At 72.3% G+C, this 13,378-nt stretch carries 12 protein-coding genes; 8 read left to right on the top strand and 4 right to left on the bottom strand.

Annotation, left to right across the window (positions count from 1 at the left end; translation table 11 throughout):
• Positions 1–99: 99 nt before the first annotated feature.
• Positions 100–1,821: an RDD family protein gene (locus tag ACH4DX_RS00520; RefSeq protein ID WP_398153466.1), complete on the bottom strand. Its 1,722-nt coding sequence runs from the start codon at positions 1,819–1,821 to the stop codon at positions 100–102.
• A gap of 249 nt (positions 1,822–2,070) precedes the next feature.
• Here ACH4DX_RS00520 and ACH4DX_RS00515 point away from each other — a divergent pair, with 249 nt between their 5' ends.
• Positions 2,071–2,553, top strand: coding sequence for an SsgA family sporulation/cell division regulator (locus tag ACH4DX_RS00515; protein ID WP_398116459.1), 483 nt, complete (start codon positions 2,071–2,073; stop codon positions 2,551–2,553).
• 76 nt (positions 2,554–2,629) lie between these two features.
• Here the strand turns inward: ACH4DX_RS00515 and ACH4DX_RS00510 are convergent, their stop codons facing one another.
• A complete protein-coding gene (locus ACH4DX_RS00510) occupies positions 2,630–4,039 on the bottom strand; it encodes an FAD-binding oxidoreductase (protein WP_398153465.1) in 1,410 nt (469 codons plus the stop codon).
• Between the two features lie 97 nt (positions 4,040–4,136).
• Here ACH4DX_RS00510 and ACH4DX_RS00505 point away from each other — a divergent pair, with 97 nt between their 5' ends.
• Complete coding sequence (locus tag ACH4DX_RS00505) at positions 4,137–5,744, top strand: tetratricopeptide repeat protein (protein WP_398153464.1); 1,608 nt, start codon at positions 4,137–4,139, stop codon at positions 5,742–5,744.
• 224 nt (positions 5,745–5,968) lie between these two features.
• On the opposite strand, the gene hppD is transcribed toward ACH4DX_RS00505, so the two are convergent.
• On the bottom strand, positions 5,969–7,114 hold the full coding sequence (hppD, locus tag ACH4DX_RS00500; RefSeq protein ID WP_398116453.1) for a 4-hydroxyphenylpyruvate dioxygenase: 1,146 nt from the start codon (positions 7,112–7,114) through the stop codon (positions 5,969–5,971).
• Positions 7,115–7,235: 121 nt separating this feature from the next.
• Here hppD and ACH4DX_RS00495 point away from each other — a divergent pair, with 121 nt between their 5' ends.
• From ACH4DX_RS00495 to ACH4DX_RS00470, 6 genes are all read left to right on the top strand, one after another.
• Positions 7,236–7,721 carry an Lrp/AsnC family transcriptional regulator gene (locus ACH4DX_RS00495; protein ID WP_398116451.1) on the top strand — a complete coding sequence of 162 codons (486 nt, stop codon included), beginning with the start codon at positions 7,236–7,238 and terminating at the stop codon, positions 7,719–7,721.
• A gap of 45 nt (positions 7,722–7,766) precedes the next feature.
• On the top strand, positions 7,767–8,414 hold the full coding sequence (locus ACH4DX_RS00490; protein WP_398153463.1) for an ABC transporter permease: 648 nt from the start codon (positions 7,767–7,769) through the stop codon (positions 8,412–8,414).
• The gene (locus ACH4DX_RS00485; protein ID WP_398153462.1) at positions 8,407–9,648 is read left to right on the top strand and encodes an ABC transporter ATP-binding protein; all 1,242 of its coding nucleotides are present in this window, start codon (positions 8,407–8,409) and stop codon (positions 9,646–9,648) included. The genes ACH4DX_RS00490 and ACH4DX_RS00485 overlap by 8 nt, the downstream gene beginning before the upstream one ends.
• Before the next feature lie 5 nt (positions 9,649–9,653).
• Positions 9,654–10,619, top strand: coding sequence for an ABC transporter permease (locus ACH4DX_RS00480; protein ID WP_398154143.1), 966 nt, complete (start codon positions 9,654–9,656; stop codon positions 10,617–10,619).
• A gap of 146 nt (positions 10,620–10,765) precedes the next feature.
• Positions 10,766–11,650, top strand: coding sequence for a glycine betaine ABC transporter substrate-binding protein (locus ACH4DX_RS00475; protein ID WP_398154142.1), 885 nt, complete (start codon positions 10,766–10,768; stop codon positions 11,648–11,650).
• Between the two features lie 74 nt (positions 11,651–11,724).
• Positions 11,725–12,339, top strand: a complete 615-nt coding sequence (locus ACH4DX_RS00470) for an ArsR/SmtB family transcription factor (RefSeq protein WP_398116444.1) — start codon at positions 11,725–11,727, stop codon at positions 12,337–12,339.
• Positions 12,340–12,489: 150 nt separating this feature from the next.
• Here the strand turns inward: ACH4DX_RS00470 and ACH4DX_RS00465 are convergent, their stop codons facing one another.
• On the bottom strand, positions 12,490–13,299 hold the full coding sequence (locus ACH4DX_RS00465) for a S16 family serine protease (RefSeq protein ID WP_398153461.1): 810 nt from the start codon (positions 13,297–13,299) through the stop codon (positions 12,490–12,492).
• Positions 13,300–13,378 lie beyond the last annotated feature (79 nt).

Below are 13,378 nucleotides of genomic sequence, written 5' to 3'. Positions count from 1 at the left end.
AGTGCATCCCGAACCGGGGGGTGCCGCATCCGACGGACGGCTGTCCGGGTTATCTGTCCGGGGGCCGGGGTCGCCTGTTCAGGCCGTACGGAGTACGGATCAGCCCGCCACGAACGTCCCGGCCGCCTTGTCGTGCCAGCACTGGCGCCACGGGCGGTCGAACACGCACCACACCATGCCGACGATCCCGATCAGCAGCACGCCCGGCACGCTGTACACGAGCCACCGCCGCAGCGCCGCGCCGAACGACGGCGCCGCGTGCTCCGCGATGTCCCGCACCTCGATCCCGCACACCCTCTTGCCGAGGGTGCGGCCCCACTTGGCCGTGGGCAGCGCCTCGTACAGGACCCCGAAGAGCAGCAGCACCCCGAGCACGATCCCCAGGTAGCCGGCCGTGGTCCCGTCGAGCAGCCACACCGTGACCTTCTCGCCCGACAGCTTCGCCGCGTCGATCTTGCTGTCGATGTGGTCCGCCGCGCGCATGCCGAGCGGCAGTGCCGCGCCCGCGGTGACGGCGGCCAGGACGACCGTGTCGATGAGCCAGGCGGCGAACCGCCTGCCGAGCGCCGCGGGCCGCGCCGACGCCTGGGCCTGCGCCACCGCCGCGAAGGGATCGGCGGCCACCGGCTTCCACGGCAGCACGGGACCCTCGTCCCGCGGTGCCGAGAGCCCCTGCGCGGACGGCTGCCGCGCGAGCTGGTGCACCTGCTGCGCCCAGGACGCCGCACCTCCCCCGGAGCCCGACGTCAGCGGGGAGGCGGCCGCCCCGGGGGCACCGGCGGCACCCGCTTGCCCCGCGGGCGGTCCCGCCTGCGGGGGAACGGAGTGCGGGGGTCCTGCCTGCGCGGGTTCTGACTGCGCCGGTCCTGCCTGCGCGGGTCCTGCCTGCGCCGGTCCTGACTGCTGCGGCACGGGCTGGGGAGGCACGGTTCGCTGCGGGCTCGCCTGTGGACCCGTTTGAGGGCTCGCAGATCGCGCCGACCCGGGGGCACCCGTGCCCGCGGTGCCCGTCCCGGAAGCAGCCCCCGAAGGGGCGGACTTGGGCCGCAGGGCCCTGATTGACAGGGTGCCGTCCGTGCCGCCGTCGGCCCCCGGTGCCCCGGGCCCCGCGGGCCGCACCGGACCCGTCGGCCTGCGGAAGGTCACCGTGCCCTCGCCGGCGGTGGGGGCCGGTACGCCGGGCTTGACGGCGCGGATCGTCACCGTGCCGGGGCCCTCGGCCTCCGTGCGGTCCTTGCGGTCACCGGGCGCCGGAGCCTGCGCCGGGTGCTCCGGCTCCTGCCGCGCACCGGGTTGCTGCTGCGCCGGTACGCGCGGCGCGCCGCCGTCGGCCGCGTCCGCCGCGCCCCCGCCGTCCGCCGCCGCCCCGGTGCCGGACACCCGGGGGTCGGGCCGCCCCGGCGAGCCCCACGACACCCGCTGGTCCTGCTCCCCGCCGAGACCGGCCTGCCGCGCGGAGTCCGCCTGCCAGGCCGTCGCGGGCTCGGGCCTGCTCCCGTGCTGTGCGTCCCCGGGGCTCCCGGGGACGGCCACGCTGTACTCGCCCGTCGCGGGTCCCGTCGTCTGCGTCACCCCGCCCGGCTCCTCGTCGAAGAACACCGGGCCCGTCTCCTCCACCGCCGCGGGCGTCCCGTGCGCCTGCTGCGGGGACGCCGACTGCGGAGGCGCGGGCAGAGGTTCACCGTCGGACGGCGCGGGCCGGCTCGTTCCCGGCACCCAGGACGCACCGTTCCAGTACCGGACATATCCCGGAATGGACGGATCGGGGTAATAGCCTTCGCGGGGCCTGTCGTCGCCGGGGGCCGGGGTTGGGGCGCTCATGTCCGTCGTCCCGTATCTGCTCGGGGGTCTTGTGAGGCTCCACATCTATCAGACCTGCCTGTCCCGTCGGGCCGCTCCCGCAGCTCCGCCCCCTTCCGTGCACGGTTCCTCCCCGTCCCACGCGGCCGTCCGGCACCCGGTGCCGAAAAAACTTCCCCGAACCCGCGTAATGCCCCGCGGTCCAGGCGCTCTCACTCACTGCGGGCCCGTCCGAGGACCCGCTACAGCGAGAAGGGAAGCGCATCCGAGATGCACACCGTGGTGGAACGCGAGCTCGAGCTCAAACTCGTCCTCTCGCCGGAACGGGCGATCCCCGTCCCGGCCCGACTCACCTACAGGACCGACGACCCCTACGCCGTCCACATCGCCTTTCACATCGGCTCCGAGACTCCGGTGAACTGGACGTTCGCCCGTGAGCTCCTGGTGGAGGGGGTGTTCAGGCCCTGCGGCCACGGCGATGTGCGGGTGTGGCCGACGAAGGTCGACGGCCGGTCCGTGATCCTGATGGCGCTCAGTTCACCGGACGGCGACGCCCTCCTGGAGGCCCCGGCACCCGCGGTCTCCGCCTGGCTGGAGCGCACCCTGCGGGTGGTCCCTCCGGGCTCTGAGGCCGAGCGGCTCGGCATCGACGACGGCCTCGCCGAGCTGCTCGCCCCCACCACCGGCCGCGCCGACGAGCTGTGGCTGCGCGACCCGTGGCCGAGCGACGAGTCGAACGAAGGAGGCGAGTGAACCGCGACCCGCGATCGGGCGACCCCCACGGCGGGCGACTGGCTCCGCGAGGGCGGCGCGGGTCCGGGCGCGGGAGTCAGAAGAGCTTGCCGGGGTTGAGGAGGTGGTGCGGGTCGAAGGCGGCCTTGACGGCGCGCTGCATCTCCACGCCCACCGGCCCCAGCTCACGCGCGAGCCACTCCTTCTTCAGGACGCCGACACCGTGCTCACCGGTGATGGTGCCGCCGAGTTCGAGGCCGAGCGCCATGATCTCGTCGAAGGACTCGCGGGCGCGCCGCGACTCGTCGGGGTCCGCCGCGTCGAAGCAGACGGTGGGGTGGGTGTTGCCGTCGCCCGCGTGGGCGCAGACCCCGATCGTCAGGCCGTACTTGTCGGCGACGCGCTCGACGCCTTCGAGCATGTCGCCGAGGCGTGAGCGCGGCACGCAGACGTCGTCGATCATCGTCGTGCCCTTGACCGCTTCGAGGGCGGTCAGGGACATACGCCGTGCCTGGAGCAGGAGTTCGGACTCGGCCGCGTCCTCCGCGGGGACGACCTGGGTCGCGCCCGCCGCCTCGCACAGGGCGCCGACGGCGGCGAGAGAGGCCGCCGCGTCGGGGGTGTCGAAGGCGGCGAGGAGCAGGGCCTCGGTGGTCTCGGGCAGGCCCATGTGGGCGAGTGCGTTGACGGCCCTGACGGTCGTACGGTCCATCAGCTCGAGGAGCGAGGGCACATGTCCGGCCTCCATGATCCGGCAGACGGCGTCGCAGGCCGCGGCGGCGGAACCGAACTCGGCCGCGAGGACCAGCTGCCCGGGCGGCTGGGGCTTCAGCGCGAGGACGGCGCGCACGACGACGCCGAGGCTGCCCTCCGAGCCGACGAAGAGACGCGTCAGGTCGTATCCGGCGACGCCCTTGGCGGTGCGCCTGCCGGTGCTCAGGAGCCGTCCGTCGGCGAGGACGACGTCGAGTCCGATGACGTACTCGGCCGTCACCCCGTACTTCACGCAGCACAGACCGCCGGACCCCGTGCCGATGTTGCCGCCGATGGTGCACATCTCCCAGCTCGACGGGTCCGGCGGATAGGTCAGACCGTGCTCGCCGACCGCGCGCGAGAGCGCCGCGTTGACGACGCCGGGCTCGACGACGGCGATCCGGTCGACGGGGCTGATCTCCAGGATGCGGTCCATCTTGACGAGTGAGAGGACGATGCAGCCGTCGGTGGCGTTCGCCGCCCCCGACAGGCCCGTGCGCGCGCCCTGCGGGACGACGGGGACGCGCAGCGCGGTGGCCGTGCGCAGCACGTGCTGGACCTGCTCCACGGTGCGCGGCAGGACGACGACGGCCGGGGTGCCCGCGGCGCAGAAACTCGCCATGTCGTGCGCGTACGACGAGGTGACGTCGGGGTCGGTGAGGACGGCGTCCGCGGGGAGACCGGCGCGCAGGCGCTCGATCAGACCGGGTCCTTCGGCGGAGGCGTCGGACGTGCTGTGCGTGCCACTGCTCATGATCACAGCCTCGCACTCGGGGCCATCGGTGTGAACCCGTGTGCGACGCCGTTCGTGTGCCGGGATGTGCTCTTCGTATTGACGCACAGTGAACGTCATGGAGACCGAGGAGACCCCGCAGGACGCGTCCGCCGCGCCACCCCCGCCAGGACCGTCGGACAGGCGGGCGGTTCTGAGTTCCGACGTACGGATCCCCCGGCACTCGCGGACCTCGCGGGGCCCGAGGGGCTCGCGGAGGTCCCGGGCGGCCCTGCCGGGGCTGCCGGGGCCGCTGCGCTCCCCCGCGCTGCGGGGTGCCGTCGCCGGCACGCTGGTGGGCTGCGCCGTGCTCGGCGGTGTCCTGCTCGTCCAGGGGCGGGGCGAGGAGGTCAAGCCGCCCGCGCTCGGTCCCTCCGGGCGGGCGATGGCGGCGGTGGGGGCGGGGACGCCGGCCGCGCTCTCCGATCTCGCGGTGCTCATCGGTGAGCGCGAGGCCCATCTGCGGGCGTACCCCGCGGACGACGAGTCGTGGTCGGTGCTCGGCTCCGCCTATGTGGAGCGGGGCCTCAGGACCGCCGACTCCGGGTACTACCCGAAGGCCGAGCGCGCGCTGCGCACGTCCCTGAAGGCGAGGCCCGAGGGGAACGTGCAGGCCCTCACCGGTCTGGCCGCCCTCGGCAACGCCCGGCACGACTACCGGGCCGCGAAGAAGTGGGGCGAGCGGGCGGTGCGGCTCGCCCCGAGGCGGTGGACGGCGCACGCGGCCCTCCTCGACGCCTACCGGGGGCTCGGGGACACCAAGGGCGTCGCGCGCGCCCTCGAACAGGTGCGCAAGCTGCGCTCGGGGGCGGCGGTGCGGGTGCGGACGGGGACGGTGTTCAGGGACCGGGGCTGGCGCGAGGACGCGGCGGCGGCGCTCACGGACGCGGCCGCGCTCGCGAAGGGCCCGGCGGAGCGCGCGGTCTGCCTGTACCAGGTCGGGGAGCTGTCCTGGGAGCGTGGTGAGCCCGCCGAGGCGCTGCGGCACTACGAGGCGGCCCTTTCGGCCGACCCCGACCACCACCCCTCCCTGGCCGGGAAGGGGCGGGCCCTCGCGGCGCTCGGCCGCACGTCGGAGGCGCTGCGCGCCTACCAGGGCGCGCTCGCCCGGCAGCCCGCGCCCGAGTACGCCCTGGAGCTCGGCGAGCTGTACGAGTTCCTGAAGCTGCGGCCCGCCGCCCGCGCGCAGTACGACCTGCTGCGGACGCGGGTGAAGCAGGCGGCGCTCGGCGGGGTGAACGACGAGCGGGTGCTCGGCCGGTTCGAGGCGGACCACGGGGACCCGGAGTCGGCGGTGCGGCGGCTCACCGCGGAGTTCAAGCGGCACGGGAGCCCGGAGAACGCGGATGCCCTCGGGTGGGCGCTGCATCGGGCCGGGGACTCGGAGGCGGGGCTCAAGCACGTGGAGGCCGCGGTGAAGAAGGGGCCGCGCAGTGCGGTGTTCTTCTACCACCGGGGGGAGATCGAGCGGTCCCTGGAGCGGTACGGGGCCGCGCGGCGGCATCTGGGCGAGGCGCTGCGGATCAATCCCTACTTCTCGCCGCTCGGGGTGCCCGCGGTGCGCAAGGCACTCCGTGCCCTGGGGGAGCCGGTCGGGGGCGGGCCCTCGCAGGTGTACGCCCCGCCCGGCGAGGTCCCCGCTCCGCTGCCGTCACCGAAGCCCGGGTCCCGTACGTCGGACGGCTGAGCGCCCACAGATCCGCACCGTGGGCCGGGGCTGTGCCCACCCGTCCCGCCCTGCGGGACGATTGCCCACAGCGGCGGCGGAAAGGGTGGGCGGGTGGGAGAAACCCGCCGCGGCAGCGGCGGGAACGTCCACCCAGCTGCCCACCGGGGACGACGGAATTACGGGTGGGCGGGTGGGAGAACCCGCCGCGGTAGCGGCGGGCCGTGTACCCCGCTGCCCACCGGCTACAGGTTCCCGCGCTTCTCCTGCTCCCGCTCGATCGCCTCGAACAGCGCCTTGAAGTTGCCCTTGCCGAAGCCCATCGAGCCGTGGCGCTCGATCATCTCGAAGAAGACGGTGGGCCGGTCCTGGACCGGCTTGGTGAAGATCTGGAGCAGATAGCCGTCCTCGTCGCGGTCGACGAGGATCTTCAGCTCGCGCAGGGTCTCCACGGGCACCCGGGTCTCGCCGGCCCACTCGCCGAGGGTGTCGTAGTAGGAGTCGGGGGTGTCGAGGAACTGCACACCGCCGGCCCGCATGGCCCGCACCGTCGAGACGATGTCGTTCGTGGCGAGCGCGATGTGCTGGACGCCCGCGCCGCCGTAGAACTCCAGGTACTCGTCGATCTGCGACTTCTTCTTCGCGATGGCGGGCTCGTTGATCGGAAACTTGACCTTGAGCGTGCCGTCGGCCACGACCTTGGACATCAGCGCCGAGTACTCGGTGGCGATGTCGTCCCCCACGAACTCCTTCATGTTCGTGAAGCCCATGACCTTGTTGTAGAAGCCCACCCACTCGTTCATCTTGCCGAGCTCGACGTTGCCCACGCAGTGGTCGATGGCCTGGAAGGTGCGCTTGGCGGGCGGCTCGACCATGGGTTCCGCGGTGACGTAGCCGGGCAGGTAGGGCCCGGTGTACCCGGAGCGGTCCACCAGCGTGTGCCGCGTCTTGCCGTACGTGGCGATGGCGGCGAGCACGACGGTGCCGTTCTCGTCCTTGACCTCGTGGGGCTCCTCGATGCCGCGGGCGCCGTGCTCGACGGCGTACGCGTACGCGGCCCGCGCGTCCGGCACCTCGATGGCGAGGTCGACCACGCCGTCGCCGTGCGCGGTGACGTGGTCGGCGAGGAAGGTGCCCCAGTCGCTCGACGCCTTGATGACGGAGGTGAAGACGAAGCGCGCACCACCGTTGGTCAGGACGTAACTGGCCGTCTCACGGCTGCCGTTCTCCGGTCCGGAGTAGGCCACGAGCTTCATGCCGAACGCCGTGGAGTAGTAGTGCGCGGCCTGCTTGGCGTTGCCCACGGCGAAGACGACCGCGTCCATTCCCTTGACCGGGAAGGGGTCGGCCTCACGCGCGGTGTCGGGGGTGGTGTGTGTGGTCTGAGTCATGGGTCGAGGCTCCCGCCGATCCACAAGCTGCGCAATAGTTCGCGTATTCACTGGGCAATGTGCACATCCGAGTGCGAGAGTCGACGGGCGTTCTGTACAGGATGCTCATCAGGGAGGCGCCATGGCGATCGATCATCTGGACGGCAGGCTCATCGTGCTGCTCGCGCGGGAGCCGCGGATCGGGGTGCTGGAGGCGTCCCGGCGCCTCGGCGTCGCGCGCGGCACGGTGCAGGCCCGGATGGACCGCCTTCAGTCGAACGGAGTCATCCGCGGCTTCGGTCCCGACGTCGACCCCGCGGCGCTCGGCTACCCGGTCACGGCGTTCGCGACGCTGGAGATCAAACAGGGTCAGGGCGCCGACGTGCGGGCCCACTTGGCGACCGTGGCCGAGGTCCTGGAGCTGCACACCATCACCGGGCACGGCGATATGCTCTGCCGTCTGGTGGCGCGGTCGAACGCCGATCTCCAACGTGTGATCGACAGGGTGGTGGGTTTTGATGGCATCGTCCGGGCCTCCACGGCGATCGTCATGGAGAACCCCGTTCCGCTGCGGTTCATCCCGCTCGTGGAGCAGGCGTCCGGCGACGCGGCGCACCCGGGCCGGTAGGCTCCCGGCGCCGACCGGGCGAGCTCGGCGAGGTGAACGGCACGGATGAACTTCTGGGAGTACCTCGGCAACCGCCGGCAGCAGCTGCTCGCGGACGCGCTCCAGCACGCCAGTGCCGTCCTCCAGTGCATGGTGGTGGCCACCGCCGTCGGCGTGCTCATCGGTGTGCTGACGTACCGCAGCGCGTGGGCGGGGAACCTGGCGACCACGGTGACGTCCACGATCCTCACCGTTCCCTCCCTCGCCATGATCGGCCTGCTGATCCCGGTGGTGGGCCTCGGCGTCGCGCCGACCGTGACGGCGCTGACCCTGTACGGGCTGCTGCCCATCGTGCGCAACGCGATCGTCGGCCTGCGCGGGGTCGACCCGACCCTGGTGGACGCCGCGAAGGGCATCGGGATGTCGCGGCTGCACCGGCTCGTGCGGATCGAGCTGCCCCTCGCCTGGCCGCCGATCCTCACCGGCGTCCGGGTCTCCACGCAGATGCTGATGGGCATCGCCGCGATCGCCGCGTACGCCTCGGGGCCCGGGCTCGGCAACGAGATCTTCCGCGGCATCGCCTCCCTCGGGAGCAAGAACGCGCTCAACCAGGTGCTCGCGGGCACGCTCGGGATCGTCGTGCTCGCGCTGCTCTTCGACGCCGTGTACGTCCTGATCGGCCGGCTGACGATTCCGAGGGGTATCCGTGTCTGAGACAGCAGCCGCCACCGGTGCGACGATCGAGCTCGACCACCTCACCAAGCGCTATCCGGGCAGCGCCGAACCGGCCGTGGACAGCGTGAACATGGAGATCCAGGCCGGTGAGACCGTCGTCTTCGTGGGCCCCTCGGGCTGCGGGAAGTCCACCACGCTGAAGATGATCAACCGTCTGATCGAGCCGACGAGCGGCCGCATCCGCATCGACGGCGAGGACGTCACCGACATCGACCCGGTCAAGCTGCGCCGCAAGGTGGGCTACGCCATCCAGTCCTCCGGGCTCTTCCCGCACATGACCGTCGCCCAGAACATCGCACTCGTACCGAAGATGACCGGCTGGCGGAAGGCGCGGGTCGCCGCGCGGGTGGAGGAGATGCTCGACCTGGTGGGCCTGGACCCCGGCGAGTTCCACGGCCGCTATCCGCGCCAGCTCTCCGGCGGCCAGCAGCAGCGTGTGGGCGTGGCCCGCGCGCTCGCCGCGGACCCGCCCGTGCTCCTGATGGACGAACCGTTCGGCGCGGTCGACCCCATCACCCGCGACCACCTCCAGGACGAGCTGATCCGGCTCCAGCACGAGCTGCACAAGACCATCGTCTTCGTCACGCACGACTTCGACGAGGCCATCAAGCTGGGCGACCGCATCGCCGTCCTGCGCGAGCGCTCGCACATCGCCCAGTTCGACACCCCCGAGGCGATCCTCACCAACCCGGCCGACGACTTCGTGTCCGGGTTCGTGGGCGCGGGCGCGGCCCTGAAGCGCCTGAACCTGACGCGTGTACGCGACGTGGAGATGGCCGACGTACCGACGGTGACCGTGGACGACCCGCTCCAGCTGATCTTCGACAAGCTGCGTGCGAGCGGCACCAACGAGCTGCTCCTGCTGGACAGGCGCCGCCGCCCCTACAAGTGGCTGCGCCGCGGTGACCTGATGCGCGCCAGGGGCTCGCTGGCCCGCGCGGGCACCCTCGTGCACGACACGGTGACGCGCGACGGGACGCTGCGGGACGCCCTGGAGGCCGTACTCACCGACAGCGCGGGCCGGGTCGCCGTCACCGGCCGCCGCGGCGAGTACCTGGGCGTCGTCGACATGGAGACCCTGATGAACTCCGTGCACGAGATGCTGGAGGCCGACCGGCTCGACGCCCTGGAGCACCAGCACGAACTGGAGGGGCAGCGCTCGGAGGTGACGCGGCACGAGCAGGAGGGCGGCAGCGGGGAGGCGAGGGCGTGACGCCGATGCCCGGGGCGGAGCCCCGCGACCCCGAGCCCCGGGACCCCGGGTTCCGTGACCCCGAGCCCCGGGACCCCGGGTTCCGCGACCCCGAGGGCCCCGGCTTCGGCGGCAGCCTGCACGGGAGCGACACCTTGCACGGGAGCGACACCCTGCGCGGGGACGCCACCCTGCGCGACCAGGACGCGGCCGGACCGGGGGCACCTGCCTCGCCGGTGGCGGCGCAGCAGTCGCGCCGTGTCACCTGGCAGAAGGTGACCGTCCTGCCCGCCGTGCTCGTGGCCGTGCTGCTCGCCACCTGGCTCTGGTTCGAGCAGGCGGACCTGGACCCGCTCTCCGAGAACGCGCTGTCCGACGGGCAGGTCGGCAAGGCCCTGCGCCAGCACGTCGAGCTGACGGTGATCTCCACGTTCTTCGTCCTGGTCATCGCCATCCCGCTCGGCGTCCTGCTGACCCGCCGCGCCTTCCGCAAGGGCGCGCCGATCGCCATGGCCCTGGCGAACACCGGCCAGGCGACCCCGGCGATCGGCCTGCTCGCCCTGCTGGTCATCTGGCTGGGCATCGGCGAGAAGGCGGCCCTGACGGGCATCGTCATCTACGCCGTCCTGCCGGTGCTCTCCAACACCATCGCGGGCCTGCGCGCCAACGACCCCACGCTCCTGGAGGCGGCGCGCGGCATCGGCATGTCCCCGCTGGGCGTGCTCGCGAAGGTGGAGCTGCCCCTCGCGGTGCCCCTGATCCTCGCCGGTGTGCGCACCGCGCTCGTCCTGAACGTGGGCACGGCGACGCTCGCCACCTTCGGCGGCGGGGGCGGCCTCGGCGTCCTGATCACCACGGGCATCACCAACCAGCGCATGCCGGTCCTGATGCTCGGCTCGATCCTGACGGTGGTGCTCGCCCTGCTCGTGGACTGGCTGGCCTCCCTGGCGGAACTGGTACTCAGCCCGCGCGGCCTGGAGGTGCGGTCATGAGCCTCGTACCGCGTACGGACACCGGCGCCCGTATCCGCGCCCGTACCCGTACTCATCCCCGTACCCGTACGCGTACGAAGGCGCTCGCGGCCGTGGGCGGAGTCCTGCTCGCGGTGGCCGGGTGCGGTCTCACCAGCGGCTCGCCCATGGTCGACGACGTCGAGCCCGGCATCGTCGGCAGGGGCAGGCCCCTGGAGGGCGCCGACCTCACCGTCACCTCCAAGGAGTTCACCGAACAGCTGATCCTCGGCGCGATCATGGGCATCGCGTTCCAGGCGGCCGGCGCGGACGTCCTGGACCGGACGGGCATCCAGGGCTCCATCGGCGCGCGCGAGGCCGTCAAGGGCGGGGACGCGGACGCCATGTACGAGTACACGGGCACCGCCTGGATCACCTACCTGGGCAACTCCGACCCGATCGCCGACCCACGGCAGCAGTGGGACGCCGTACGCGAGGCGGACGCGGGAAACGGCCTGACCTGGCTGCCCCCGGCCTCCCTCAACAACACCTACGCCCTCGCGACGAACGCGTCCAACGCCAAGAAGTACGGCACGAAGACGCTCTCCGACGTCGCCGCCCTGTCGAAGTCCGACCCGAAGGCGGTCACGGTCTGCGTCGAGGGCGAGTTCGCCAACCGCGCGGACGGCCTGCCCGGCATGCAGAAGAAGTACGGCATGAAGCTCCCCGCGGGGAACATCACGCAGATGGACACCGGGATCATCTACACCCAGGCCCGGAAGGGCAGTTGCACCTACGGCGAGGTCTTCACCACCGACGGCCGCATCGAGGCCATGAACCTGACACCCATGGCCGACGACAAGAGCTTCTTCCCCAACTACAACGCCGCCCCCGAGATCAACTCCAAGACCTTGAGGAAGCACCCTCAGATCGCGGACGTCCTCGCCCCCGTCACCAGGAAGCTCGACAACAAGGTGGCGCGGGCCCTGAACGCGAAGGTGGACGTCGACGGCCAGGATCCGCACGAGGTGGCGAAGGACTGGATGGTGGCGGAGGGGTTCGTCAAGGAGTAGGCGAAGGTTTACGCAAAGACTCCGTTGCAAAGAAAGCGTTGCAACGGAGTCTTTGCACGCGTAGGCTGCGGAGCATGACGGATGAGCCGCAGTCGCCGCCGGAGCAGGCGGCACAGCCCCGCAAGGTCATACATCTCGATCCGCGCTCGCTGCGCGGGCTCGCGCATCCGCTGCGGATGCGCCTGCTCGGCTCGCTGCGCCTGGACGGCCCCGCGACCGCCTCCCAACTCGCCCAGCGCCTGGGCGAATCCAGCGGCGCCACGAGCTATCACCTGCGCCAGCTCGCGGAGCACGGCTTCGCCGAGGACGACCCGGGGCGGGGCAAGGGGCGCGAGCGGTGGTGGCGCGCGACCTATGACGGTACGTACGTGGACAACCAGCTCGGCAGGGACGCGGACCCCGAAGTCCGCGGCGCCTACAGCGCGTTCATGTACGAGCACGCGACCCAGCACGCCGCCGAGGTCACCACCTGGATCGCCTCCGGCCAGGACTGGACGCCGGAGTGGGTCGAGAGCTCCGACATCAGCGACTTCTCCCTGACCCTGACGCCCGAGCAGACCGCCGAGCTGAAGGCGCGCCTGCACGAACTCGTGGAGAGCTACCGGGGGTTGGCGCCGGAGACGGATTCGGCCGAGACGGCGACGGTCCGCGTCCACACGCACTTGCTCCCCACCCGGCACACGGACTGAGAGGCCTGGCGATGCACCCGGACGTACACCTCTATCTGCACCGTACCCGCGCGGCGGAGCTGACCAGGGCGGCGCCCGCGCGGCCCGAACCGCGCACGCCGATGCGCGACCAACTGGGGTGGACCCTGGTCGAGTTGGGTCTGCGCCTGGTCAGCAGCTCGGGACCGGCTCGCCCTTCCGCAGGGCTCGCAGCGCGTCGATCGTGCCCGACAGCGTAGTCACCGGGATCAGCTTCAGGCCCGCGGGCTTCTCGGCCTCGGCGTCCTCGCACTCGTCCTTCGGTACGAGGAAGACGGAGGCGCCGTCGCGGCCCGCGGCCTGGGCCTTCAGGGCGACGCCGCCGACCGCGCCCACCTCGCCGTCCTCGCTGATGGTGCCGGTGCCCGCGATGGTGCGGCCGCCGGTCAGGTCCGCGCCGCTGCCGTCACCGTCCAGCTTGTCGATGATGCCGAGGGAGAGGAAAAGGCCCGCGCTCGGCCCGCCGATCTTCCCGAGGTCGACGTCGACGTCGACCTTGTCCATGCCCCTGACGCCGTTCTCCCGCAGATAGTGGAGCGCGGCCCGCGTGGCCTTGTCCTGGGACTTCCGCATGTCGCCGAGGTTGTGCTTCTCGACTTCCTCCACGTCGTCGCCGCTCGGATAGACGGAGTCCTTCGGCATCACGGAGCGGTCCGTGCGGAACCATCCGTCGACGACGTCGCCGATCCGTACGTCCATCCGCGGGCCCGTCGCCACGATGGTCGTCATCCGCAGCTGCCCCTCGGTCCTGCGCTGCGGCGCCCCGGTGACGGTGAGGACCGGCTTGCCCTTGTACTTCCCGAGCACGTCGGCGGTGCCGCCCGGCTGGGCGACGGCGAACGGCAGCGGGGCGAGCGCGGCGACCGCGAGCAGGGCGGCGAGCGGGGCCGCCGATACGGCGAGGGCCTTGGGGCGGCTCAGTCGAGCGAGGCGGGAGAACACCGCCTCACTCTAAGGCTTGAGCGCCCTCGCGGGTGATCGCGGCCTCCGGCCCGGCTCGTCCTCGAGCGCCGCAGGGGCT

Origin of the sequence: Streptomyces sp. NPDC017940 (assembly GCF_044328435.1) — a bacterium.
GTDB lineage: Bacteria > Actinomycetota > Actinomycetes > Streptomycetales > Streptomycetaceae > Streptomyces.
The sequence above is the reverse complement of the archived record's forward strand: the minus strand, read 5'-3'. Positions and strand labels throughout refer to the sequence as shown.